Raw genomic sequence first — 241 nt, 5'->3', positions numbered from 1 at the left:
GGGGGGGGGGGGGGGGGGGGGGGGGGGGGGGGGGGGGGGGGGGGGGGGGGGGGGGGGGGGGGGGGGGGGGGGGGGGGGGGGGGGGGGGGGGGGGGTGGGGGGGGGGGGGGGAGGGGAGGGGGGGGGAAAAAAAAAAAAACAAGGAGTATAATCAAGCTTACCACTTTTCTTTATTGAATGAAAAACACTTTTCATTTCTAATTTCTGGTGTTTGTCCTGATTACGTGTTCCCAAATAAGGT

1 protein-coding gene is annotated in these 241 nt (G+C 64.7%); it reads right to left on the bottom strand.

What is annotated here, in order from left to right:
- Positions 1 to 241 (bottom strand): hypothetical protein (locus ACXAFS_RS15330; RefSeq protein ID WP_475308056.1); only part of this gene is annotated, 241 nt, incomplete at both ends.

It is taken from the genome of Winogradskyella sp. ABM4_392 (assembly GCF_056160445.1).
The sequence above is the reverse complement of the archived record's forward strand: the minus strand, read 5'-3'. Positions and strand labels throughout refer to the sequence as shown.